This window comes from Amycolatopsis dongchuanensis, assembly GCF_039542405.1.
GTDB classification, from domain to species: domain Bacteria; phylum Actinomycetota; class Actinomycetes; order Mycobacteriales; family Pseudonocardiaceae; genus Amycolatopsis_E; species Amycolatopsis_E sacchari.
On sequence record NZ_BAABIB010000088.1, the window covers coordinates 62,603 to 82,360 of the forward strand.

Genomic DNA, 19,758 nt, shown 5'->3' on the forward strand with positions numbered 1-19,758 from the left:
CATGGAACAGTACGAACTGGACGCCGTCGCGCGGATCACGACGAGGCCGCGTCCGGAGTACCGCACGATCGGGGTCACCACCCTCACGGCGGTGCTGGGCGCCGAGGTGTCGGGCCTCGCCCTGTCCCGTGAACTGAGCGAGGAGCAGCTCGCCGAGGTCAAGCAGGCCTTCCTCGACCACCACGTGCTGGTGTTCCGCGACCAGCGGATCTCCGAGGACGACCACAAGCGCCTCGCCGGGCACTTCGGCGAGCTGCGGCCGGTGAACCCGCCGCCCGAGGAGGGCGACCCGTACGTGCTGGAGATCAGCACCAGCCCGGAGGCCGCGAACGTCGCCGGGAACGGCTGGCACACCGACGGTTCCGCCGACGCGGAGCCCTCACTCGGCTCGATGCTGCACATCACGCAGGTGCCCGAGGGCGGCAGCGGCGGCGACACGCTGTTCGCGAACATGCACCTCGCCTACGACATGCTCTCCCCCGCCATGAAGCGCTTTCTCGACGGTCTGACGGCGGTGCACGACAACAGCCTCGCGTGGCGCGGCCACACCCCGCCGCCGGGCTACGACATGCCCGTCAACGAACACCCCGTGGTGGTGCGGCACCCCGAGACCGACCGCAAGCTGCTCTACGTCAACCCGGCCTACACCACGCACATCCCCCAGCTGTCGGCCGAGGAGAGCCGCGCGCTGCTCGACTTCCTGTTCGCGCTGGTGCCCGGGCGGCCGCTGCTCACCTGCCGCGTCCGCTGGCAGCCCGGCACGCTGGTGTTCTGGGACAACCGGTGCGTGCAGCACCACGCCACCTACGACTACTACCCGTTCACCCGCTACGGCAAGCGGGTCGCGATCAACGGCGGGCCGCCGAAGGCCTGACCGTCCACATCGGACGTCACCGGAAACCGGCGTCCCACACGTCGTACTCGACCGGGCGGCGCGGAGCGGGCAGCGTCACGACCGCGCGCGTGCACGTCTCGAACTCCCCGGCCAGGCCCAGCACCTCCAGCGGGCGGCGGACCGCGGCCGGGGCACCGGCGAGCCGCAGCGTGCCGCCCGCGGCGGCCACGAGGTCCCGCGCCCGCAGCAGCACGCCGACCCCGCTCGCGCCGCAGAACCGGACGTCGTGGACGTCGAGCACCAGCACCTCGGGCAGCGTGGCGGCCGCTTCCCGCACCACGGCTTCCAGTTCGGGGCTCGTCATCGCGTCGATCTCGCCGTCCACGTGGACGACGACCACCGCGGGCACCGGACGGCCCGTCCGCACGCGCAACCGGGGCCCGGACTCCCCACGCCGTTCGAGCACGATGCGCCTCCTGTCCTTGCGGATCCAGGGTCTCGCGGATCCAGGGATCCGGGGCCGGAGGCCTGGGCAGGGTGTGGTGGCACCCCGGCCCCGGATCCTGCCGCGAAGCCTGCCCGGCGGTCCGCGACGTCTGCTTTCGGCTCTAGCTTCGGTGCCGGCCGCGCCGGCACCCGTCCAGCCTGGCACTTCCGGGTACCGGAGCCAATGCCACCACCGAGCGAATTCCGGGAACGGCCCCTCCACTCGGTGACCGGTCCACAGAGGACGGGCTCAGCCGCGGGCGGGCTCCAGCGCCATCGCGGCGGCGGTCAGCTCGACCGACCGGATCCGGTCCTCGATGCCGATCGCCTGGTGGACGGTGATCAGCTCGTCGGCTTGGGCGTCCGAGGCGAACTTCTCCAGGTACGCGCGCACCTCGTCGGGCGTACCCTTCGCGGTGTACTTCGTCATCGACGCGAGCTGGCGCCCGCCCGGCGAGGCGAGGAACGCGTCGACCTCGGCGTCGGTGAGGGTGGCCCCGCCGGGACCGCGCGAGATGAAGTTCCGGGTCCGGTTGCGGTAGGCGACCTTCGCCTGCTCCGCCGCCTCCTCGGAGTCCTCCGCGGTGAACACGTTGACGCCGGCGATCACGTACGGCTCGGCGAGCTGGTCCGACGGCCGGAAGTTCTCGCGGTACAGGGCGACGGCCTGGTGCAGCGCGTCCGGCGCGAAGTGCGACGCGAAGGCGTAGGGCAGGCCGAGCTGCGCGGCGAGCTGGGCGCCGAACAGCGACGAGCCCAGGATGTACAGCGGCACGACGCCCTCACCCCGCGGCACCGCCTGCACGCCCGTCACGCGCGAGCGCCCGGCGAGGAAACCCTGCAGCTCCAGCACGTCCTGCGGGAACGAGTCGGCCGACATCGGGTCACGCCGCAGCGCCAGCATCGTGTTCTGGTCGCTGCCGGGCGCGCGGCCGAGGCCCAGGTCGATGCGCCCGGGGAACAGCGACTCGAGCGTGCCGAACTGCTCGGCGATCACCAGCGGCGAGTGGTTCGGCAGCATGATGCCGCCCGCGCCGAGCCGGATGGTCTCGGTGTGCTCGGCGATGTGCCCGATCAGCACGCTCGTCGCCGACGACGCGATCGAGGCCATGTTGTGGTGCTCGGCGTACCAGACCCGCGTGTAGCCGCTGCGCTCCGCCGCCTGGGCGAGCGCGACGCTGGCCGCGAAGCTGTCGCGCGCGGTCTGGCCGGGCGCGATGGGGGCGAGGTCGAGTACGGACAGTGCGGTGGGCATGGTGCGGCTGCCTTTCGTGCGCCTACAGGACGCGGTGAAGTCGTTCGGTGAAGGCCCGGATGCGCTCGTCGTCCCGCCGGTAGTACGTCCACTGCCCGCGCCGGGTCGCCCGCAGGAACCCGGCCCGGTGCAGGATCGCCAGGTGCGCCGAGATCGTCGACGCCGAGGTGCCCGCCTTCTGCTGGATCAGCCCGACGCACACCCCGAGCTCGGCCGTCTCGCCCTGGCAGGCGGGGAAGTTCGCCTGCGGGTCCTTGAGCCACTCCAGGACGCGCAACCGGGTCTCGTTGGCCAGTGCCTTGCACTCGTCGAGCACGCGCGCCTTCCTTCGGTATTTCGCTCATTAACGAAATTACTCCGGGTCGCCGTGCCAGCGCACCATGACCCCGCTCACCGCGGCGGGGTCCGGTGCAGCCGCCGCAGGGCCAGCGCGAGCTGCAGGCGCAGCCGCCCCCGTGGTTCGCGGACGGACCAGCCCAGCACGTGCTCCACCCGGTCCAGGCGGTCCTGCAGCGTCGAGTGGTGGACGACGAGTTCTGCCGCGGCGGCCCGCAGGCTCGTGCTGTCGGCGACCGTGACGAGTGTGGTGAGGACCCACGGACCCTCGGACGCGGCGCGTTCCAGGGCGCGGACGTCGGGCACGGGTTCGGTGTCCGGGCCGACCGCACCGGCGAGCACCGCGAGGCCGCCCAGCTCGGCGGCGTGCACCACACGCGGGCCCGGGTCCTGCTCGGTGCCCTCGGCGGTGAAGCGCAGCGCCACGCGGGCCGCTGCCCAGGAGCCGGGCAGGGCGAGCACGGCACCGGAGGGGCCGACGCCGACCCGGCCTGCCGGGAGCGGATCGGTGACCCGCTGCACGACCGGGACGCCGGAGGCCAGCGCGAGCGCGCGGAGCGTGCCGTCGAGGCCCAGTCCTCGGGCCGCGCGCAGCCGGGCGTCCTCGCTTGCGGACGCGTCGACGAGGACCGTGACCAGCGCGGGAGCGGTCGCCCCGCGGGCGGCCTTCGCGGCCCGCTCCAGGATCATCGCGTCGATCGGGCCGGGCGGGCCGGACCGCTCCAGCCAGAGCGTGCCCGTCCCGGCCGGGACGCTGGGCCAGCCTGGTTCCGGCGGGGACGGCCGCTGGGGAACGCCGTCGGGTGTGACCCGGATCCGGATCGCGCCGCCGTCGGAGAACCCGGCGGGCACGCCCGCGAGCACGGCGGCGCCCCGCACGACCGACTCCAGACCCGCACGAGATTCGGCGAGCTGGTCGAAGTAGGCGATCACCTCGACGGCGGCGCCCGCGTCGGGATCGAGCGCCGCCAGCCTGCCCAGCAGATCCCTCATCCCCCCATCGTGCCCCCTCGCTCAGCGGGCGAACACCCTTCGCAGCCACGGCAGGCGCTGCTCGCGGGCGGTGCGCGACACGGTGGCCTCCGGTGCGAGCAGGTCGAACCCGTGGAAGCCGCCGGGCCACACGTGCAGCTCGGCCTGCCCGCCCGCGCGCCAGATCCGGTTGGCGTACTCGATGTCCTCGTCGCGGAACGTCTCGGCCGAACCGACGTCGATGAAGGCGGGAGGCAGCCCGGACAGGTCCGTCGCCCTGGCGGGTGCGGCGTAGGGCGAGACGTCCGGGCCGCCACGGGCGTCGCCGAGCAGCGCGGTCCAGCCGAACGCGTTCGCCTCCCGGTCCCACACGCCGAGGCCCGTCATCTGGTGGGCGGAGTAGGTGTCGTTGCGGTCGTCGAGCATCGGGCACAGCAGCAGCTGCCCGAGCAGGGCGGGGCCGCCGCGGTCACGGGCCAGCAGCGCGGTGGCCGCCGCCAGCCCACCGCCCGCGCTCGCCCCGGCAACGACGATCCGGTTCGGTTCGAAGCCCAGTTCCCCGGCGTGCTCGACCGTCCACACGAGACCGGCGTAGCAGTCTTCCAGCCCGGCGGGGAAAGGGTTTTCGGGTGCGAGGCGGTACTCGACGGACACGACGCCGAGCCCCAGTTCCTCCGCCAGCCCCAGCATCTCACCGACCTCGCGGCCGCGGTGACTGCCGATGACCATGCCGCCGCCGTGGATCACGTAGAGCACACCGGTGGTCTGGGCCACGGCCGTGGGACGGCAGATGAGCAGCGTGATGTCCGGCGCCCCGGCCGGCCCGGGCACGGCCCGTTCCTCGACGGTGAACGCGCCGTCGTGGGTGAGCTCGGCCAGGCTGAGCTCCTCCTCGCCCCGGCTCGCCCGGAGCGCGGGCAACGTCTCGGCGGTGAAGACCAGCGGTCCCCGGCGCTGCTGCAGGGCGGCCAGTGCGGCGGCCAGCTCGGGGTCGAAGGGAACCGGGGGGCGTGCGTCCACGGTGCTCGTCATCGGGCTCTCCCAGTGCTGCGGGGCCACCCCGCGGTGGCCGGTACGGCCATTCTCGGGGGAACGCCCAGCGCCAGGCGGCGGAACCTGCCCGCCGGGTGGCGGGGTGTCGGGTGGGGGTGGCCGGGGTGGGCGGGCTGCTGCAGGCCGGGGTGGCTGTAGTCCGGGTGGCCAGGCCGGGGTGACGGATGGGCGGGCCGGGGAGCCAGGCCGGGGTGACGGATGGGCGGGCCGGGGAGCCAGGCCGGGGTGGCGGATGGGCGGGCCGGGGCGGCTGTAGTCCGGGTGGCCAGGCCGGGTGGCGGCCGGGCGGGCCGGGATGGCGCGAGGCCGTTGTCCGGGCGGCCGGGCGGCTATAGGCCGGGGTGGCGGGTGGGGCGCGGGCCGGGGTGGAGGGAGGCGGAGCCAGGCAGCGGGGTCGGGGTGGCCAGGCGGGGGGCCGGGAATGGGCAAGGGCGAGGTGGCCGAGCGAGGGTCACCGCGGGGCGGACAGCGGGCGCTGAGTCAGGTGACGGGAGGTGTCGGTGAGACGCGGCCGGGCGAGGACGACCGCCCGGCGAGCCCTGACATCACCAGCCGAGCCGTCTCCGAGAGCACCCGCGAGCCGCCCCGAGCGGCGGAGCACCGGAGCCACTCGCACCACCCACCGGAGGCGGCGGGGCGCCATCGCCCGCAGCGCCGACGGTGCCGCCATCCCGGCGGCCGCCAACTACGGGCCGCAACCTCACCTCACCGACGCCACCACGACTGGCCGCGGCCCCACTGCCCACCGCCGCCACCCACGACCGACCGCCGCCCCGGCGGCCACCAACGACCGGCCGCGGCCTCACCACCGGTAGCACCCGCCCGAACTCCTCCGTGATCCGCTCCACCTCACCCCACGCGGCCACCCCGGTGCCGTTGACCCAGATGTCGATCCGCCCGCACTCCCGCTCCGCCGCGTCCGCGAGGGCTCGCATCGCGACCGGATCGGTCACGTCGGCGGGCACCGCGACGGCCTGCCCACCCACCCCCGGACGTCCCCCACCAGCGTCTCCAGCGCGGGCAGCCCCGGGCCGCGCACACGACCCGCGCACCCCGCGCCGCGAACTCGAGCGCCGTCGCGCGCCCGATCCCGCTCGACGCTCACACCCAACACCGGCTTCGGCATCCGGCCTCCCAACCGCCGACCCAGTCCCCGCACCCACGGCGAGCACCCCCGCGACCACCGATTCTTCTCGCGGGAAATATTCTTCCGCGCGAGACGTTTACTCGGGCAGAACCCCCGAGGAGGAGGCACCCGATGCAGTTCGGAGTTTTCACCGTCAGCGACGTGACGACCGATCCCACGACCGGCGAGACGCCCGACGACACCCAGCGCGTGCGCTCGATGCTGAAGATCGCGCAGCACGCCGACGAGGCCGGCCTGGACGTCTTCGCCACCGGCGAGCACCACAACCCGCCGTTCGTGGCCTCCTCGCCCACCACGCTGCTGGGCTACCTGGCCGGCACCACGAAGAACATCGTCCTGTCCACCTCGACGACGCTGATCACCACCAACGACCCGGTGAAGATCGCCGAGGACTACGCCATGCTGCAGGTCATCTCGAACGGCCGGATGGACCTGATGATGGGCCGCGGCAACACCGGCCCGGTGTACCCGTGGTTCGGCAAGGACATCCGCCAGGGCATCCCGCTGGCGCTGGAGAACTACGCGCTCCTGCGCCGCCTCTGGGAGGAGGACGTCGTGGACTGGGAGGGCAAGTTCCGCACTCCCCTGCACGGCTTCACCGCGACCCCGCGCCCGCTCGACGGCGTGCCCCCGTTCGTGTGGCACGGCTCCATCCGCAGCCCGGAGATCGCCGAGCAGGCCGCCTACTACGGCGACGGCTTCCTGCACAACAACATCTTCTGGCCGATGTCGCACACCAAGCAGATGGTGAACTTCTACCGCCAGCGCTACGAGCACTACGGGCACGGCAAGGCCGACCAGGCGATCGTCGGGCTCGGCGGCCAGGTGTTCATGCGCAAGAACTCGCAGGACGCGTGGAACGAGTTCCGGCCGTACTTCGACAACGCCCCGGTGTACGGGCACGGCCCGTCGATGGAGGAGTTCACCGCCGCCACGCCGCTGACCGTCGGCAGCCCCCAGCAGGTCATCGAGCGGTACGCGGAGATGCGCGAGCACGTCGGCGACTACCAGCGGCAGCTGTTCCTGATCGACCACGCCGGCCTGCCGCTCAAGACCGTGCTGGAGCAGATCGACCTGCTCGCCGAGGAGGTCGTCCCGGTGCTGCGCAAGGAGATGGAGGCCAAGCGCCCCGCGCACGTGCCGGCGAACCCGCCGAGCCACGCCGAGCGCGTCGCCGAGGCCAGGAAGAAGGCCGACAATGAGTGACTTCACGATCGTGGCCGTCTCCGCCGGGCTGGGCCAGCCGTCGTCCACGCGGCTGCTGGCCGACCGGCTCACCCAGGCGACCGTGGACGCCCTGCCGCCGGGGAAGACGGCGAGCGTGGAGACGGTCGAGCTGCGCGACATCGCGCACGACGTCGTCAACACCATGCTCACCGGCTTCCCCTCGGGCGGGGTGTCCGGGGTGCTGGAGAAGGTGACCGGCGCGAGCGGCCTGATCGCGGTGACGCCGATCTTCACCACGTCCTACACGGGCCTGTTCAAGTCCTTTGTGGACATCCTCGACAAGGACTCCCTGGTGGGCAAGCCGGTGCTGCTCGGCGCGACGGGCGGCACGGCGCGGCACTCGCTCGCGCTGGAGTACGCCCTGCGGCCCCTGTTCACCTACCTCCGCACGGACACCGTGCCCACCGGCGTCTTCGCCGCGACCGACGACTGGGCCGGCGAGGCCGACAGCGTCAACCCGCTGCCCAAGCGCATCGAGCGCGCGGGCCGCGAGCTTGCGCAGAGGATCGCCGGTGGCGTGACCGAGGCCCCGGCGGACCCGTATGGCGCGGTGCCGAGCTTCGCCGACATGATGCGGGACCTGTGAGCGGGAATTCCGTGACACCGGAGGAGTTGTAGCTGCTGTGAAGAAGATCGGGTTCCTGTCGTTCGGGCACTACGGGCCGGGCACGGCCACGCCCACCGCGGCCGACGCGCTCACCCAGATGGTCGAGCTGGCCGTCGCGGCCGAGGAGCTGGGCGTGGACGGCGCGTACCTGCGCGTGCACCACTTCGCGCCGCAGTTCGCCAGTCCCTTCCCGCTGCTGTCGGCGATGGCGGCCCGCACGTCGCGCATCGAGCTGGGCACCGGCGTGATCGACATGCGGTACGAGAACCCGCTCTACATGGCCGAGGAGGCCGCGGCGGCCGACCTGATCAGCGGCGGCAGGCTGCAGCTCGGCATCAGCCGCGGCTCCCCCGAGCCGGCGCTCAACGGCGCGTCGGCGTTCGGTTACGTGCCCGGCGAGGGCGAGACGGACGCCGACATGGCGCGGGAGCACGCCCGGATCTTCCGGCTGGCCATCGCCGGGGCCGGGGTGGCCGAGGCCGACCCGCGGATGACCGGCGGGCGCCGTGGTCGGCTGGTGATCGAACCGCGGTCGGAGACCCTCCCCGAGCGCATCTGGTGGGGCAGCGGCACGCGCGCGACCGCGCGGTGGACCGCCGAGCAGGGCATGAACCTGATGAGCTCGACGCTGCTGACCGAGGACACCGGCGTGCCGTTCGACGAGCTGCAGGCCGAGCAGATCGCGTTGTTCCGCGAGGAGTGGGCGAAGCACGACTGGGGCCGCGAACCCCGGGTTTCGGTCAGCCGCAGCGTCATCCCGATCACCACGGACACCGACCGCTACTACTTCGGCCGCGAACGCGACAGCGAGGACCAGGTCGGCTGGCTCGACGGCGGGCTCGCCCGGTTCGGCAAGTCCTACGCGGGCGAACCGGACGTGCTGGCCAAGCAGCTCGCGGAGGACGCGGCGGTGCGGGCGGCGGACACGGTGCTCGTGACGCTGCCGAACCAGCTGGGCGTGGACTACAACGTGCACCTGCTGGAGTCGATCCTGCGTGACGTGGCCCCGGGCGCGGGCTGGCGCTGACCCGCGCCCGGAACCCGGCCGTCACGGGGTGAGCACGACCTTCTCGCAGTCGTCCTTCTTGTCGCGGAAGATCTTGAACGCCTTGGGGGCGTCGTCGAGCTTCATGCGGTGGGTGATGACGAAGCTCGGGTCGATCGTCCCCGCCTTGATGTGGTCGAGCAGCGGCTTGAGGTAGCGGTGCACGTGGGCCTGGCCGGTGCGCATGCGCAGTGACTTGTTCATGAACGCGCCCATCGGGAACTTGTCCACGAACCCGCCGTAGACCCCGATGACCGACACGACCCCGCCCGCCGCGCACGCCATGACCGCCTCGCGCAGCGCGTGCGGGCGGTCGGTCTCGGCCTTGACCGTCTGCTTCGCGCGGTCGTACGCGTGCAGGGGCGTGACGTCGACGTGCGCCTCCAGGCCCACGGAGTCGATGCAGGCGTCCGGGCCGCGTCCCGCCGTCAGCTCGTCGAGGGTTTCGAGCACCGGCTGGTCCTCGTAGTTGACGACGTCGGTCGCCCCCGCCTTCTCCTGGGCCATCCGCAGCCGGTAGTCGAACCGGTCAATCGCGATGATCCGCTCGGCGCCGAGCAGTTTCGCGCTGGCGATCGCGAACTGGCCGACCGGGCCCGCGCCCCACACCGCGACCACGTCGCCGGGGCTGATGTCGCACATCTCGGCGCCCATGTAGCCAGTGGGCAGGATGTCGGAGAGGAACAGGACCTGCTCGTCGGGGATCCCGTCCTCGATCTTCAACGGCCCGAAGTCGGCGAAGGGCACGCGCACGTACTCGGCCTGACCGCCCGCGTAGCCGCCGAGCATGTGCGAGTAACCGAAGATGCCGCACGGCGAGTGGCCCATCAGCTTCTCGGCGACGGCGGCGTTCGGGTTGGAGTTCTCGCACACCGACGTCAGCCCGCGCTCGCACGCGCGGCAGTGCCCGCAGGCGATGGGGAACGGCACGACGACGCGGTCGCCGGGGCGCAGCGTCGTCACCGAGCGCCCCACTTCGACGACCTCGCCCATGAACTCGTGGCCGAGGATGTCCCCCTTGCGCATCGTCGGGATGAACCCGTTGTACAGGTGCAGGTCCGAGCCGCAGACCGCGGTCGAGGTGACCCGCACGATCGCGTCGCGGGCGTTGAGGATCCGCGGGTCCGGCACCTCCTGGACCTTCAGCTTGGTCTTGCCCTGCCAGGTGTTGGCTCGCATGGTTTTCCCTCTCGTCAGACCGGCAGCGGCTGTGCGGGGTGCTGTGTGGCGAGGCCCCGCACGTCGGGCCCGTCGGGGCTGCCCTCCGAGCGGACCACCTCGCCGACCTCCAGCAGCTGCTTGAAGCGGCGGAGGTCGTCGCGGACCTGCTGGTCGGGCTCCTCGCCGAACAGCTTCGCCACGGCGGCGCCGACCGCGCCGCCCGGCGGGTCGTAGTCCAGGTGCACGCGGATCTCGGTGCCGCGGCCGCCCGGCGCCTGCCGGAAGTCGACGCGCCCGGAGTTGCGCACCGTGGCCTTGCCGACCGACTCCCACGCCAGGTGCTCGTCCGCGCGCTCCCTCGTGATCTCGGCGTCCCACTCGACGTCCAGCCCGGCCGGGCCCGACGCGCGCCAGTGGCTGCGGCCGTCGCCCAGCTGCCGCACCTCGGCCAGGTGCGTCATGAAGCGGGGCAGGTTCTCGAGCTTCCGCCAGGCGGCGTACACCTCGCTCACCGGCCGGTTGACGGTGATCCGGGCCGCGGCGTGGACCGGGGTGCGGCCGCCGCGGCGGCCGACGGTGGTGGCGGCGGCAAGGTCGGCCAGCGTCACGCCCGCGACGGCCGCGGTGGCGATCGCGGCACGGCGGCGGGCGTCACCGTCGCGGGCGCTGCCGAGCAGGCGGCTCAGCACGGTCAGGTCGAACGCGTCCCCGGCGACCCTGGCCCACAACCACAGCGCGGTCATCCGCCGGGACTCCAGGCCCACGCCCGCGGCGAACTCGCGGGCGCCGCCCGCCCAGCGCTGCAGCGCGCGGTTCGCCGGGTTGTCCTCGGCGCCGATGAGCCGGTTGACCGCGCCCGGCGCCGTCAGCTGCGCGGCACCGAGCCCGAGGCTGAACACCCCGAGCCCGTCCACCAGCCTCCGGGGAAGTCGTTTGTTCATTTCGTCGCACCTCGCTGTCGGTGTTTCGCGAGCCGACCTGGTACCCGGTGCGGCGGCGGGAGAAACGCTCAGTCCGGCAGCAGGGGCACCGAGGGGCCCTCGTCCTGGCCCAGCAAGGTGGCGCGGGTGATCGCGACCGCGCCGAAGCGGCCGCGGATGCTGTCGACGGTGGCGTCGAGCGCGCCGGGATCGCTGCCGCCGAAGGGGAGTTCGAGCTGCACGGCGCCGTGATCGTCCAAATTGGACAGCGTGAGGCCGAGCAGGGTGAGCCCGCGGTCCTCGACCGTCGACCGCGAGGCGGCCAGCAGTTCGCGCGCGGTGGCGAGGATGACGGCGGTGTGGGTGGTCGGGTCGCGGAGCGTGTGCGAGCGGGTGGCGCGGCCGAAGTCCGCGAAACGCAGGCGCAGGGTGACCGTGCGGCACACCCGGCCGGCGGCGCGCAGGCGCCGCGCGAGGCGTTCGGCGAGCGCGGCCAGCACGGCGTCGAGCTCCTCCGGCGAGCGACGCCGCCGCCCGAGCGCGCGCTGCGCCCCCATCGAGTGGCGCCGCTGCCCCGTCCGCACCGGGCGCGGGTCGCGGTTGCAGGCCAGCGCGTGCAGGTGGCGCCCGGTGCCGCGGCCGAGCATGGACACCAGCGTCGCCTCGCCGAGCCGCGCCACCTGCCCGACCGTGGTGATGCCACGGCGGCGCAGCTTGCCCGCGGTGACGGGGCCGACGCCCCACAGCCGTTCGACGGGCAGCGGGTGGAGGAACGCCAGCTCGCCGTCGACGGGCACCACGAGCAGGCCGTCCGGTTTGGCGACTCCGCTGGCGACCTTGGCGAGGAACTTCGTGCGCGCGACGCCCACGGTGATCGGCAGCCCGACCTGCTCGGCGACGTCCTGCCGCAGCCGCGCCGCGATCCGGCTCGGGCTGCCCGCGATGCGCGCGAGGCCGCCCACGTCGAGGAACGCCTCGTCGATCGACAGGCCCTCGACGAGCGGTGTGGTGTGCTCGAAGACCCGGAACACCGCGCGGCTGGCCTCGGTGTACGCCGACATCCGCGGCGGCACCACGACGGCCTGCGGGCACAGCGAACGGGCGAGGCCGCCGGGCATCGCCGTGCGCACCCCGCACGCCTTGGCCTCGTAGCTCGCCGCGAGCACGACCCCGCCGCCGACGATCACCGGACGGCCCCGCAGCGCGGGGTCGTCCCGCTGCTCGACCGAGGCGTAGAACGCATCGAGGTCGGCGTGGAGGATCGGGCCCTCTTCTGACACGAACACATGTTCGCACGGGGGTCCGACAGTTTCGGGGTCTCCGGCCGCGGGTAACAGCTGTGGACATGGACGAGCAACGCGACGACCTCGACGAGCGCGCGGAGACCAGGGCCCACCTCCTGCCCGAGGAGGACCGGGTCGGCAGCAGCGCTCCCGAGGACCAGGCGAGGGAGATCCTGCGCGACTCCGACCGGCGCACCGAGGCGCCCGAGCCCGTCGAGCGCCGTCATCCCGAGGAAACCGCCTGAGGAGGCACCGGCATGGACAAGAAGACCGAGGACGACCAGCAGACCGGCCGGCAGACGCGGCGCCCGGACGACACCGGCTCACAGGAGGAACGCGAGGTCCGCCGCGGCGAGCAGGGCACCTCCACCGGCGATCCCCACGACGACTTCGACCCCCAGCAGGGGTGAGCTAAACCGCCTACAGCGAGGCGAGCGCGTCGTCGAAGGAGCGGTGGACCGGGAGCTGTTCGGCAAGGCCGGTGAGGGCGAAGGCCCGGTACGCCGCGCGCGTGGGGGCGACGATGCGCAGCGCCTTGCCGTCCGCCAGCGAGCGGTAGGCGTTCACGAGGACGGCGAGCCCCGACGAGCCCAGGAAACTCACCCGCGCCAGTTCGACGACCACCACGCGCACGTCGCGGGCGAGCTGCACGGCGAGCGCGTCGGCCAGCTGCGGGGCGGTGGTCATGTCCACCTCACCCGCCACCTCCAGCACGACCTGGCCCGGGCCCGGGGACCGGATGACGAACTCGAGCGCGTCCGGTGTCCGGCGGGGCCGGGGCACGCGGTTCTCCGCTGGCTGGATCATGGCAGTTGGTCCTCCTCGCAAGCACCACACCCGCGGACGGCTGGGGGCTCAACCGCACACGGAAAGCCTATCGACACACCCGCCGCACGCACCACTCACCGGAGTCCGGCCGCCCCCCGATCCGGCGGTTTTTCCCGGTACCGGAAGGCAACCCCTGTCCGAGGTCGCCATCGCCGGGTATGGAGTGATCATGGACATCGCGATCCCACGGCCGCAGAGCCCCTTCGAGGACGACAGCCCGCTGCCGGTGCCCGCCCCCGCGGAACCGGTCTACGACGACGCGGAGTTCGAGCCCACGATCGTGCGCGGCCGCGAGTGACTATGACAGCCGTCATGGCGCTCGCGGCACTTCCGTGCTCTACTGGGTTCCATGACGGCTGTCATAACCGAGCCGACCGCCCCCGCCGTGGAGCGGCTCCTCCTCGCGTGCTCGCCCACGAGCCTGGGCCGCCGGTTCTTCCTGCCCGGACGCCCCGACCCGCGTGACGTCTGGCGGCGGTACCGCCGGTACCTGCTGGCCGGTCACCGCGCCCTCGCGTGGGTGGACGGCGCGCCCGCTGGGCTGCTCAACCTCGTGCCGACGGAACCGGCCGTCGCCGAGCTGGGCCTGCTCGTCGCCGATCCGTGGCAACGGCAGGGCGTCGGCAGCGAGCTGGCGCACTGGCTGTGGCGGTCCCGGTGCTGGGCGGGCCGCACGGTGCACGCGACGGTGCAGCCGGACAACGCCGCCGCGCGGGCGTTGCTGCACAAGCAGGGCTTCACCGCGGTCGCCTCCTTCGAGCAGTCCGAACAGGAGTACAGCCGCCTCGCCCCGGGTACCATGACAGACGTCATGGAGGTGGTGGCATGAAGACGTACTCGCCGCGTGAGCGCATGGTGTTCAGCGCCGCGCAGCTGATCCGGACCCAGGGCGTGAGCGGCACCGGCATGCGCGAGGTCGTCGCCCGCGCGGAGGCGCCCCGCGGCTCGCTGCAGCACTACTTCCCCGGCGGCAAGGAGCAGCTCGTCGACGAGGCCATCGCGTGGACGGGCACGTACGTGGCGAAGAAGGTCCGCCAGTACGCCGACCGGCTGGTGGAAAAGACCCCTGCCCGGTTGTACGAGGCGTTGGTCGCGCAGTGGCGCGACGAGTTCACCTCGGCGGGATTCGCCACCGGCTGCCCGCTCGTCGCCGCCACGGCCGACACCGTCGCCGCCAGCGAGCGGCTCCGCGCGGCGGTCAGCAAGGCCTTCCGGAACTGGCACGGCCCGCTCGCCGAGGAGCTGACGGCGATGGGGGTACCCGCCGGGCGCGCCGCCTCGCTGGCGCTGGTCATGATCAGCGCACTGGAGGGCGCGATCGTGCTGGCGCGGGCGCACCAGGACGTCGCCCCCCTCGACACCGTCGTGAAGGAGCTGGGCCCCCTGCTGGACGGTGCCGTCGAACACGCCTGACACCCCGGGCCGAATGGAATTCGGCAGACGGTTCGTTCGTTGAACAAGGCGGACGTTCCGGAAGGGGGTGATGATCATGGCGAGACGCACCGAACGGCGGACCGAGGAACCCGACAGTGTGCGCGTCTACCTGGACGCGATCGGGTCGGTGCCGCTGCTGACGGCGACCGAGGAGGTCGAGCTCGCCAAGCGGATCGAGGCGGGGGTGTACGCGGAGGAGCTGCTCCGGCGGGCCGACGCCGGTGAGCAGGAGCTGACCTTCGACCGGCGCGACCTCGAGCGGGTCGTCCGCGACGGCGCGCGGGCCAAGGACCACATGATCACGGCCAACCTGCGGCTCGTGGTGGCCGCCGCGCGCAAGCGGCGTGAGCGCTCGATGCCGCTGCTGGACCTCGTGCAGGAGGGCAACCTCGGGCTGATCCGCGCGGTGGAGAAGTTCGACTACGCCAAGGGCTACAAGTTCTCCACGTACGCGATGTGGTGGATCCGGCAGGCGATGCAGCGCGGGATCGCCTTCGGCAGCCGCGCGATCCGCGTGCCCGAGCACGCCAGCGACCAGCTCGCGAAGCTCGAGCGGGCGGAGGCGGCGCTGCGGCGGGACCTGGACCACGACCCCACGGTGGAGGAGCTGGCGGCGGCCGCGTCGCTGCCAGAGGCCAGGGTGGTCGAGCTGAAGTCGGTGGCGAGGGTGACCACGAGCCTCGACGTGCCGATCGGCGACGGCGAGGTCGAGCTGGGCGACCTGATCGGCAGCACCGAGGACGACCCAGTGGGCGACGCGATCGCCCGCGAGGCGACCACCGTGCTGCTCGACGAGGCGCTGGAGTCCCTGCCCCCGCTGGCGAAGAAGGTCATTTCGCTGCGGTACGGGCTGGCCGACGGCAGGCAGCGCACGCTGCAGCAGGCGGCCGAGCAGGTCGGGGTGACCCGGGCGCAGGCCCGGCGCCTGGAGCAGGAGGCGCTGACGGAGCTGCGTGACCCGCAGCGGCGTGAGGCGCTGATGCCGGTGGCCGGCTGACCCCTGCGGAGCGAGCACGCCCGCGATCCCCGGGAACCCGGGGGTCGCGGGCGTTTTTTCGTCCGGCCACCGCCGCCTTTTCCGGCTAGATTCCCGGTATGGCCAAGGACGACGCGGTGGAGCTCGAGGTCGGGGACCGGACCGTGCGCCTGTCGCACCCGGACCGCGTGTACTTCCCGGCGCGCGGGGAGACGAAGCTGGACCTCGCGCGGTACTACCTCGCGGTGGGCGACGGCATCGTCCGCGCGCTGCGGGAGCGGCCGTGCATGCTGCACCGGTTCCCGTCGGGCGTCAGCGGCGACAAGGTGCACCAGAAGCGGATCCCGCACGGCGCGCCGCCGTGGCTGGAGACCGTGCGCGTGCACTTCCCCCGCTACGACCGGTACGCCGACGAGCTGTGCGTCACCGAGCTGGCGAGCGTGCTCTGGGCCGTGCAGATGTCCACTGTGGAGTTCCACCCGTGGAACTCGCGCCGGGCCGACACCGAACGGCCGGACGAGTGGCGGATCGACCTGGACCCCGGGCCGGAGGCCGACTTCGCCCGCGTGCGGCGCGTGGCGCACGTCGTGGAGGAGGTGCTGGCCGAACTCGGCGCGGTCGGCTGGCCCAAGACCTCGGGTGGGGACGGGCTGCACGTCTACGTCCGCATCGAGCCGCGCTGGGGGTTCCAGGAGGTCCGGCGCGCGGCGCTCGCGTTCGCGCGCGAGGTCGAGCGGCGCGCCCCCGACGACGTGACGACCACGTGGTGGCGCAAGGACCGCGACCCGGCGCTGGTGTTCGTGGACTACAACCAGAACACGCGCGACCACACCATCGCCTCCGCGTACTCGGTGCGCGGCGTGCCGGAGGCGACGGTGTCGACACCGATCACGTGGGACGAGATCGACGACGTCGAACCCCGCGAATGCACCATCGCCACGGTCCCCGCCCGGTTCGCGAAGCTCGGCGACCTGCACGAGGGCATCGACGAGGCCGTGTACTCGCTGGAAACCCTGCTGGACTGGGCGGACCGGGACGGGCTGGAGTAAGCGCTTTCCCAGGTTGACCTGGAGCGCGCACCAGCTCCTAGGGTCGGCGGCGTCCGCCAAGTCCCCGGTCCGCCGGGATGAAGGAGCGTCCGCGCATGATCACCCGAACCACGCTCGGCTCACCCGGCCTCACCGTCAGCGCGATGGGCCTGGGCTGCATGGGGATGAGCGAGAGCTACGGCGCCGCCGACTGGGAGGGCGGCCTCGCCACCATCGACCGGGCCCTGGAGCTGGGCATCACGTTCCTGGACACCGCCGACGCCTACGGCAGCGGGCACAACGAGGTGCTGGTGGGCCGGGCCATCCACGGCCGCCGGAACCAGGTGCAGCTGGCCACGAAGTTCGGCATCGACCGCAGCGCCGGTGACCGGGCACGCCGCATCCGCGGTTCCCGGGACTTCGTGCTGCGCTCCTGCGACGCCTCGCTGCTGCGGCTGGGCGTCGAGGTGATCGACCTGTACTACGCCCACCGCCCGCCCCAGGACGTGGAGATCGAGGAAACCGTCGGGGCGATGGCCGAGCTGGTCGAGGCGGGCAAGGTCCGCCATCTGGGCCTGTCCGAGGTCGACGGCGACCTGCTGCGCCGCGCGCACGCGGTGCACCCGATCACCGCGGTGCAGAGCGAGTACTCGCTGTGGACCCGCGACGTCGAGGCGGTCGTCCCGGTGATGGCCGAGCTGGGGGTCGGGCTGGTGCCGTACTCGCCGCTGGGGCGGGGGTTCCTGACCGGCACCCTGGACCGCGCCACGCTGGGCGAGAAGGACTTCCGGCGCACCAACCCCCGCTTCGCCGGCGAGGCGGGCGCGGCCAACGAGAAGATCGCGCAGACCGTGCGCGAGGTGGCTACCCGGCTGGGGGCGACCCCGGCGCAGGTGGCGCTGGCCTGGGTGTACGCGCAAGCCGAGCGGCTCGGGGTCGCGCTGGCGCCCATTCCGGGCACTCGCAGCCCGGCCCGGCTGGAGCAGAACGCGGCCGCGCTGGAGCTCACCCTGGACGCCGAGGCGCTGGCCGCACTGGACCCGCTGAGCGACCAGGTGATGGGCGAGCGCTACCTCCCCGCGCACACCGCCGAGGTCGCCCGGAGCCAGGACACGCCTTAGCGGATCCCCTGCCCCGCGAGCCAGCCGTCGTCGGCGAGGAAGCGCTTCAGCACCTTGCCCGTCTGCGTGCGCGGCAGGTCCGCGGCGAAGAACACCTCACGCGGCTGCGCGAACCGCGCCACGCGGTGCTTGAGGTACTCGCGCACGCCGTCCTCGGTCAGCCCGGCGCGTGGATCGCTCACCACGTACGCCACCAGGCGCTGCCCGTACTCGGGGTCCGGCACCCCCACGACGGCGGCGTCGACGACCCCCGGCAGCCTGGCGAGCGCCTCCTCCACCGGGCGCGGGAACACGTTCTCCCCACCGGAGATGATCATGTCGTCGGCGCGGCCGGACACGAAGAGCCTGCCGTCGGCGTCGAGGTAGCCGCGGTCGCCGGTGTCCATCAGCCCGTGGCGCACCGGCCGTCCGCTGCCGTCGGTGTAGCCGTCGAACAGCAGGTCGTTGCCCACGTGGATCCAGCCGACCTCCCCCGGCGGCAGTGGTTCGCCGGACGGGCCGAGCACCGCCACGCGCGAGCCGAGCGGCGGGTACCCGGCCGTCGCCGGCGAGCACCGCAGGTCCTCGGGCGTCGCGATGGCCGCCGCCGACACCTCGGTGGAGCCGTAGAAGTTGTAGAGGACGTCGCCGAACTCCTCCAGGAAGCTCGTGACGAGCGCGGCGGGCAGCGCGGAACCGCTGCTCACGACCACCCGCAGGCTGCTCGTGTCGTAGCGCTCCCGCACCTCGGGCGGCAGCGCGAGGATCCGCTGCAGCATCACGGGCACGACGAACATCGCCGTGCAGCGGTGCCGGGAAACCGCCCGCAGGCATTCCTCCGCGTCGAACCGCCGCTGCAGCACGACGGTCGCCCGCAGCGGCATCCCGACCTGCAGCGCCGACAATCCCCACGTGCGGAACAGCGGTGCGGCGATGAGGATCCGGTCGCTGGTCCGCAACGGGATCCGCGACAGCAACGCCACCACGGCCGACAGGCCTTTCGGTGTCGGGCGTCTGGCGCCCTTCGGCGCGCCGGTCGTGCCCGACGTGAGCACGACGAGGCGGCCCGGCTGCTCGGGCGGGTCGATTTCCACGTCGGGCGCCCGCTCGACGAGCGCGGCGATGGTGTCCGTGCCGATCCAGGCCGTCGACGCGGGCAGCCCGGCCAGCAGCGGCGTGAACTCCGGGTCGGCGACGACGATCACCGCGCCGTGCCGTTCGACGCCCTCCAGCACCTGCTGCGCGGCGAGGCCGGTGTTCAGCAGCACCGCGTCCGCGCCGAGCTTCGCGCAGGCCAGCAGGGTCAGCACCAGCTCACCGGAGTTGCGCGCCATCAGCGCGACCTTGCCCTCCGGGCCGGCGCCCATCCGCCGCAGCACCCCGGCGAAGCGGTCGGCGAACTGCGACAGCTCGGCGAAGGTCCACCGCTGGCCGTGGTCGTCGACGATCGCGACCTCCTTGGGGGCCGTGCGCGCGGCGGCGGTGTAGCCTCCCGCGAGCGTCGCACCCCACCGGCTCGCCGCCCGCAGCTGGCGCAGCACGCGGTCGGGCCGCGCCGGGCTCAGGATGCCCGCCGCGACCAGGGTGTTCGCGATCTGCAGCGCCGTCGGCGGCCGCGGGGGCGGCACCTTCTCGGGCACGTCGGCCAGGTGCCTGCCGATGCGCGCCAGGCCGTCGAGCACCCACTCCTTCAGGCTGCCTGCGCTGGTCCGGCCGCCGCCCGGCGGGCGGAAGAACAGGCACTTCACCCGGGTCCCGGAACCCTCGTCGGACAGCTGCAGCGACACCGAGCCCGCGGTGCCGCCCTCGCTGTCCAGCACGAGCTGCTCCTCCTTGCGGCTGACCAGCACCCGCAGCTCGTGCTCGACGGGCGCGCCACACAGGTTCAGGCGGATCCGGTAGCGGGCGCCACGCCCCGCCAGCGGGCCCGACCGCTCGCAGGAGCCCACCCCGCGGAAGTACCGCGGGTACAGGTCGGGTGAGCTGAGCACCCGCCACACGTCACGACGCGGGGAGTCGACGTGGCCGTCGATGCTGACGCAATCCGGCATTCGCCCGAAGCTAG

The 19,758-nt window shown here is 73.1% G+C and carries 22 protein-coding genes; 12 read left to right on the forward strand and 10 right to left on the reverse strand.

Translation table 11 applies throughout. From position 1 onward, the window contains the following. Position 1 precedes the first annotated feature (1 nt). Positions 2–874, forward strand: coding sequence for a TauD/TfdA dioxygenase family protein (locus tag ABFX51_RS23430; RefSeq protein ID WP_346054931.1), 873 nt, complete (start codon positions 2–4; stop codon positions 872–874). 16 nt (positions 875–890) lie between these two features. Here ABFX51_RS23430 and ABFX51_RS23435 read toward each other — a convergent pair whose 3' ends face one another. The 5 genes from ABFX51_RS23435 to ABFX51_RS23455 form a co-directional block, all read right to left on the reverse strand. Beyond that, complete coding sequence (locus tag ABFX51_RS23435) at positions 891–1,301, reverse strand: STAS domain-containing protein (protein WP_346054932.1); 411 nt, start codon at positions 1,299–1,301, stop codon at positions 891–893. Between the two features lie 270 nt (positions 1,302–1,571). After that, positions 1,572–2,576 carry an LLM class flavin-dependent oxidoreductase gene (locus ABFX51_RS23440; RefSeq protein ID WP_091503730.1) on the reverse strand — a complete coding sequence of 335 codons (1,005 nt, stop codon included), beginning with the start codon at positions 2,574–2,576 and terminating at the stop codon, positions 1,572–1,574. A 22-nt stretch (positions 2,577–2,598) separates the two neighbouring features. Continuing rightward, on the reverse strand, positions 2,599–2,892 hold the full coding sequence (locus ABFX51_RS23445; RefSeq protein WP_091503729.1) for an ArsR/SmtB family transcription factor: 294 nt from the start codon (positions 2,890–2,892) through the stop codon (positions 2,599–2,601). A 74-nt stretch (positions 2,893–2,966) separates the two neighbouring features. Further along, entirely contained in the window at positions 2,967–3,905 is a 939-nt protein-coding gene (locus ABFX51_RS23450) for a helix-turn-helix domain-containing protein (protein WP_346054933.1), read from the reverse strand. A 21-nt stretch (positions 3,906–3,926) separates the two neighbouring features. Next, on the reverse strand, positions 3,927–4,916 hold the full coding sequence (locus tag ABFX51_RS23455) for an alpha/beta hydrolase (protein WP_346054934.1): 990 nt from the start codon (positions 4,914–4,916) through the stop codon (positions 3,927–3,929). Between the two features lie 1,279 nt (positions 4,917–6,195). Here ABFX51_RS23455 and ABFX51_RS23460 point away from each other — a divergent pair. From ABFX51_RS23460 to ABFX51_RS23470, 3 genes are read left to right on the forward strand one after another with little or no spacing between them, the layout of a single operon-like run. Further along, positions 6,196–7,290, forward strand: a complete 1,095-nt coding sequence (locus tag ABFX51_RS23460; protein ID WP_091503724.1) for an LLM class flavin-dependent oxidoreductase — start codon at positions 6,196–6,198, stop codon at positions 7,288–7,290. After that, a complete protein-coding gene (locus ABFX51_RS23465) occupies positions 7,283–7,897 on the forward strand; it encodes an FMN reductase (RefSeq protein ID WP_346054935.1) in 615 nt (204 codons plus the stop codon). The genes ABFX51_RS23460 and ABFX51_RS23465 overlap by 8 nt, the downstream gene beginning before the upstream one ends. 37 nt (positions 7,898–7,934) lie before the next feature. After that, positions 7,935–8,945: an LLM class flavin-dependent oxidoreductase gene (locus ABFX51_RS23470; RefSeq protein WP_346054936.1), complete on the forward strand. Its 1,011-nt coding sequence runs from the start codon at positions 7,935–7,937 to the stop codon at positions 8,943–8,945. Positions 8,946–8,966: 21 nt separating this feature from the next. On the opposite strand, the gene ABFX51_RS23475 is transcribed toward ABFX51_RS23470, so the two are convergent. The 3 genes from ABFX51_RS23475 to dinB form a co-directional block, all read right to left on the reverse strand. After that, entirely contained in the window at positions 8,967–10,142 is a 1,176-nt protein-coding gene (locus ABFX51_RS23475; RefSeq protein ID WP_346054937.1) for a zinc-dependent alcohol dehydrogenase, read from the reverse strand. Between the two features lie 14 nt (positions 10,143–10,156). Then, positions 10,157–11,065: an SRPBCC family protein gene (locus ABFX51_RS23480; RefSeq protein ID WP_346054938.1), complete on the reverse strand. Its 909-nt coding sequence runs from the start codon at positions 11,063–11,065 to the stop codon at positions 10,157–10,159. A gap of 68 nt (positions 11,066–11,133) precedes the next feature. Further along, a complete protein-coding gene (gene dinB / locus ABFX51_RS23485) occupies positions 11,134–12,330 on the reverse strand; it encodes a DNA polymerase IV (RefSeq protein WP_346054939.1) in 1,197 nt (398 codons plus the stop codon). A 59-nt stretch (positions 12,331–12,389) separates the two neighbouring features. Here dinB and ABFX51_RS23490 point away from each other — a divergent pair, with 59 nt between their 5' ends. Beyond that, positions 12,390–12,572 carry a hypothetical protein gene (locus ABFX51_RS23490; RefSeq protein WP_091504290.1) on the forward strand — a complete coding sequence of 61 codons (183 nt, stop codon included), beginning with the start codon at positions 12,390–12,392 and terminating at the stop codon, positions 12,570–12,572. Between the two features lie 12 nt (positions 12,573–12,584). After that, positions 12,585–12,737, forward strand: coding sequence for a hypothetical protein (locus ABFX51_RS23495; protein ID WP_177228477.1), 153 nt, complete (start codon positions 12,585–12,587; stop codon positions 12,735–12,737). Between the two features lie 10 nt (positions 12,738–12,747). Here the strand turns inward: ABFX51_RS23495 and ABFX51_RS23500 are convergent, their stop codons facing one another. Further along, positions 12,748–13,134, reverse strand: a complete 387-nt coding sequence (locus ABFX51_RS23500; protein WP_091503714.1) for an STAS domain-containing protein — start codon at positions 13,132–13,134, stop codon at positions 12,748–12,750. Positions 13,135–13,324: 190 nt separating this feature from the next. On the opposite strand from ABFX51_RS23500, the gene ABFX51_RS23505 reads away from it, so the two are divergent. The 6 genes from ABFX51_RS23505 (at position 13,325) to ABFX51_RS23530 (ending at position 17,714) form a co-directional block, all read left to right on the forward strand. Continuing rightward, entirely contained in the window at positions 13,325–13,453 is a 129-nt protein-coding gene (locus ABFX51_RS23505) for a hypothetical protein (RefSeq protein WP_346054940.1), read from the forward strand. A 51-nt stretch (positions 13,454–13,504) separates the two neighbouring features. Next, complete coding sequence (locus ABFX51_RS23510) at positions 13,505–13,984, forward strand: GNAT family N-acetyltransferase (protein WP_346054941.1); 480 nt, start codon at positions 13,505–13,507, stop codon at positions 13,982–13,984. Continuing rightward, positions 13,981–14,568, forward strand: coding sequence for a TetR/AcrR family transcriptional regulator (locus ABFX51_RS23515; RefSeq protein ID WP_346054942.1), 588 nt, complete (start codon positions 13,981–13,983; stop codon positions 14,566–14,568). Before ABFX51_RS23510 ends, ABFX51_RS23515 begins: the two co-directional genes overlap by 4 nt. A gap of 76 nt (positions 14,569–14,644) precedes the next feature. After that, entirely contained in the window at positions 14,645–15,586 is a 942-nt protein-coding gene (locus tag ABFX51_RS23520) for a sigma-70 family RNA polymerase sigma factor (protein ID WP_245782823.1), read from the forward strand. A 98-nt stretch (positions 15,587–15,684) separates the two neighbouring features. Then, positions 15,685–16,614, forward strand: coding sequence for a non-homologous end-joining DNA ligase (gene ligD / locus ABFX51_RS23525; RefSeq protein WP_346054943.1), 930 nt, complete (start codon positions 15,685–15,687; stop codon positions 16,612–16,614). Between the two features lie 95 nt (positions 16,615–16,709). Next, on the forward strand, positions 16,710–17,714 hold the full coding sequence (locus ABFX51_RS23530) for an aldo/keto reductase (protein WP_346054944.1): 1,005 nt from the start codon (positions 16,710–16,712) through the stop codon (positions 17,712–17,714). Here the strand turns inward: ABFX51_RS23530 and ABFX51_RS23535 are convergent. Continuing rightward, a complete protein-coding gene (locus ABFX51_RS23535) occupies positions 17,711–19,744 on the reverse strand; it encodes an AMP-binding protein (protein ID WP_346054945.1) in 2,034 nt (677 codons plus the stop codon). The two genes, ABFX51_RS23530 and ABFX51_RS23535, sit on opposite strands and share 4 nt — an antisense overlap. Positions 19,745–19,758 lie beyond the last annotated feature (14 nt).

Coding starts and splice junctions, on each gene's coding strand:
- ABFX51_RS23430 (WP_346054931.1), top strand. CDS start 2: ATGGAACAGTACGAACTGGACGCCGTCGCGCGGATCACGACGAGGCCG.
- ABFX51_RS23465 (WP_346054935.1), top strand. CDS start 7,283: ATGAGTGACTTCACGATCGTGGCCGTCTCCGCCGGGCTGGGCCAGCCG.
- ABFX51_RS23510 (WP_346054941.1), top strand. CDS start 13,505: ATGACGGCTGTCATAACCGAGCCGACCGCCCCCGCCGTGGAGCGGCTC.
- ABFX51_RS23480 (WP_346054938.1), bottom strand. CDS start 11,065: ATGAACAAACGACTTCCCCGGAGGCTGGTGGACGGGCTCGGGGTGTTC.
- ABFX51_RS23455 (WP_346054934.1), bottom strand. CDS start 4,916: ATGACGAGCACCGTGGACGCACGCCCCCCGGTTCCCTTCGACCCCGAG.
- ABFX51_RS23460 (WP_091503724.1), top strand. CDS start 6,196: ATGCAGTTCGGAGTTTTCACCGTCAGCGACGTGACGACCGATCCCACG.
- ABFX51_RS23440 (WP_091503730.1), bottom strand. CDS start 2,576: ATGCCCACCGCACTGTCCGTACTCGACCTCGCCCCCATCGCGCCCGGC.
- ABFX51_RS23490 (WP_091504290.1), top strand. CDS start 12,390: ATGGACGAGCAACGCGACGACCTCGACGAGCGCGCGGAGACCAGGGCC.
- ABFX51_RS23475 (WP_346054937.1), bottom strand. CDS start 10,142: ATGCGAGCCAACACCTGGCAGGGCAAGACCAAGCTGAAGGTCCAGGAG.
- ABFX51_RS23520 (WP_245782823.1), top strand. CDS start 14,645: ATGGCGAGACGCACCGAACGGCGGACCGAGGAACCCGACAGTGTGCGC.
- ABFX51_RS23505 (WP_346054940.1), top strand. CDS start 13,325: ATGGACATCGCGATCCCACGGCCGCAGAGCCCCTTCGAGGACGACAGC.
- ligD (WP_346054943.1), top strand. CDS start 15,685: ATGGCCAAGGACGACGCGGTGGAGCTCGAGGTCGGGGACCGGACCGTG.
- ABFX51_RS23500 (WP_091503714.1), bottom strand. CDS start 13,134: ATGATCCAGCCAGCGGAGAACCGCGTGCCCCGGCCCCGCCGGACACCG.
- ABFX51_RS23530 (WP_346054944.1), top strand. CDS start 16,710: ATGATCACCCGAACCACGCTCGGCTCACCCGGCCTCACCGTCAGCGCG.
- ABFX51_RS23495 (WP_177228477.1), top strand. CDS start 12,585: ATGGACAAGAAGACCGAGGACGACCAGCAGACCGGCCGGCAGACGCGG.
- ABFX51_RS23515 (WP_346054942.1), top strand. CDS start 13,981: ATGAAGACGTACTCGCCGCGTGAGCGCATGGTGTTCAGCGCCGCGCAG.
- ABFX51_RS23535 (WP_346054945.1), bottom strand. CDS start 19,744: ATGCCGGATTGCGTCAGCATCGACGGCCACGTCGACTCCCCGCGTCGT.
- ABFX51_RS23450 (WP_346054933.1), bottom strand. CDS start 3,905: ATGAGGGATCTGCTGGGCAGGCTGGCGGCGCTCGATCCCGACGCGGGC.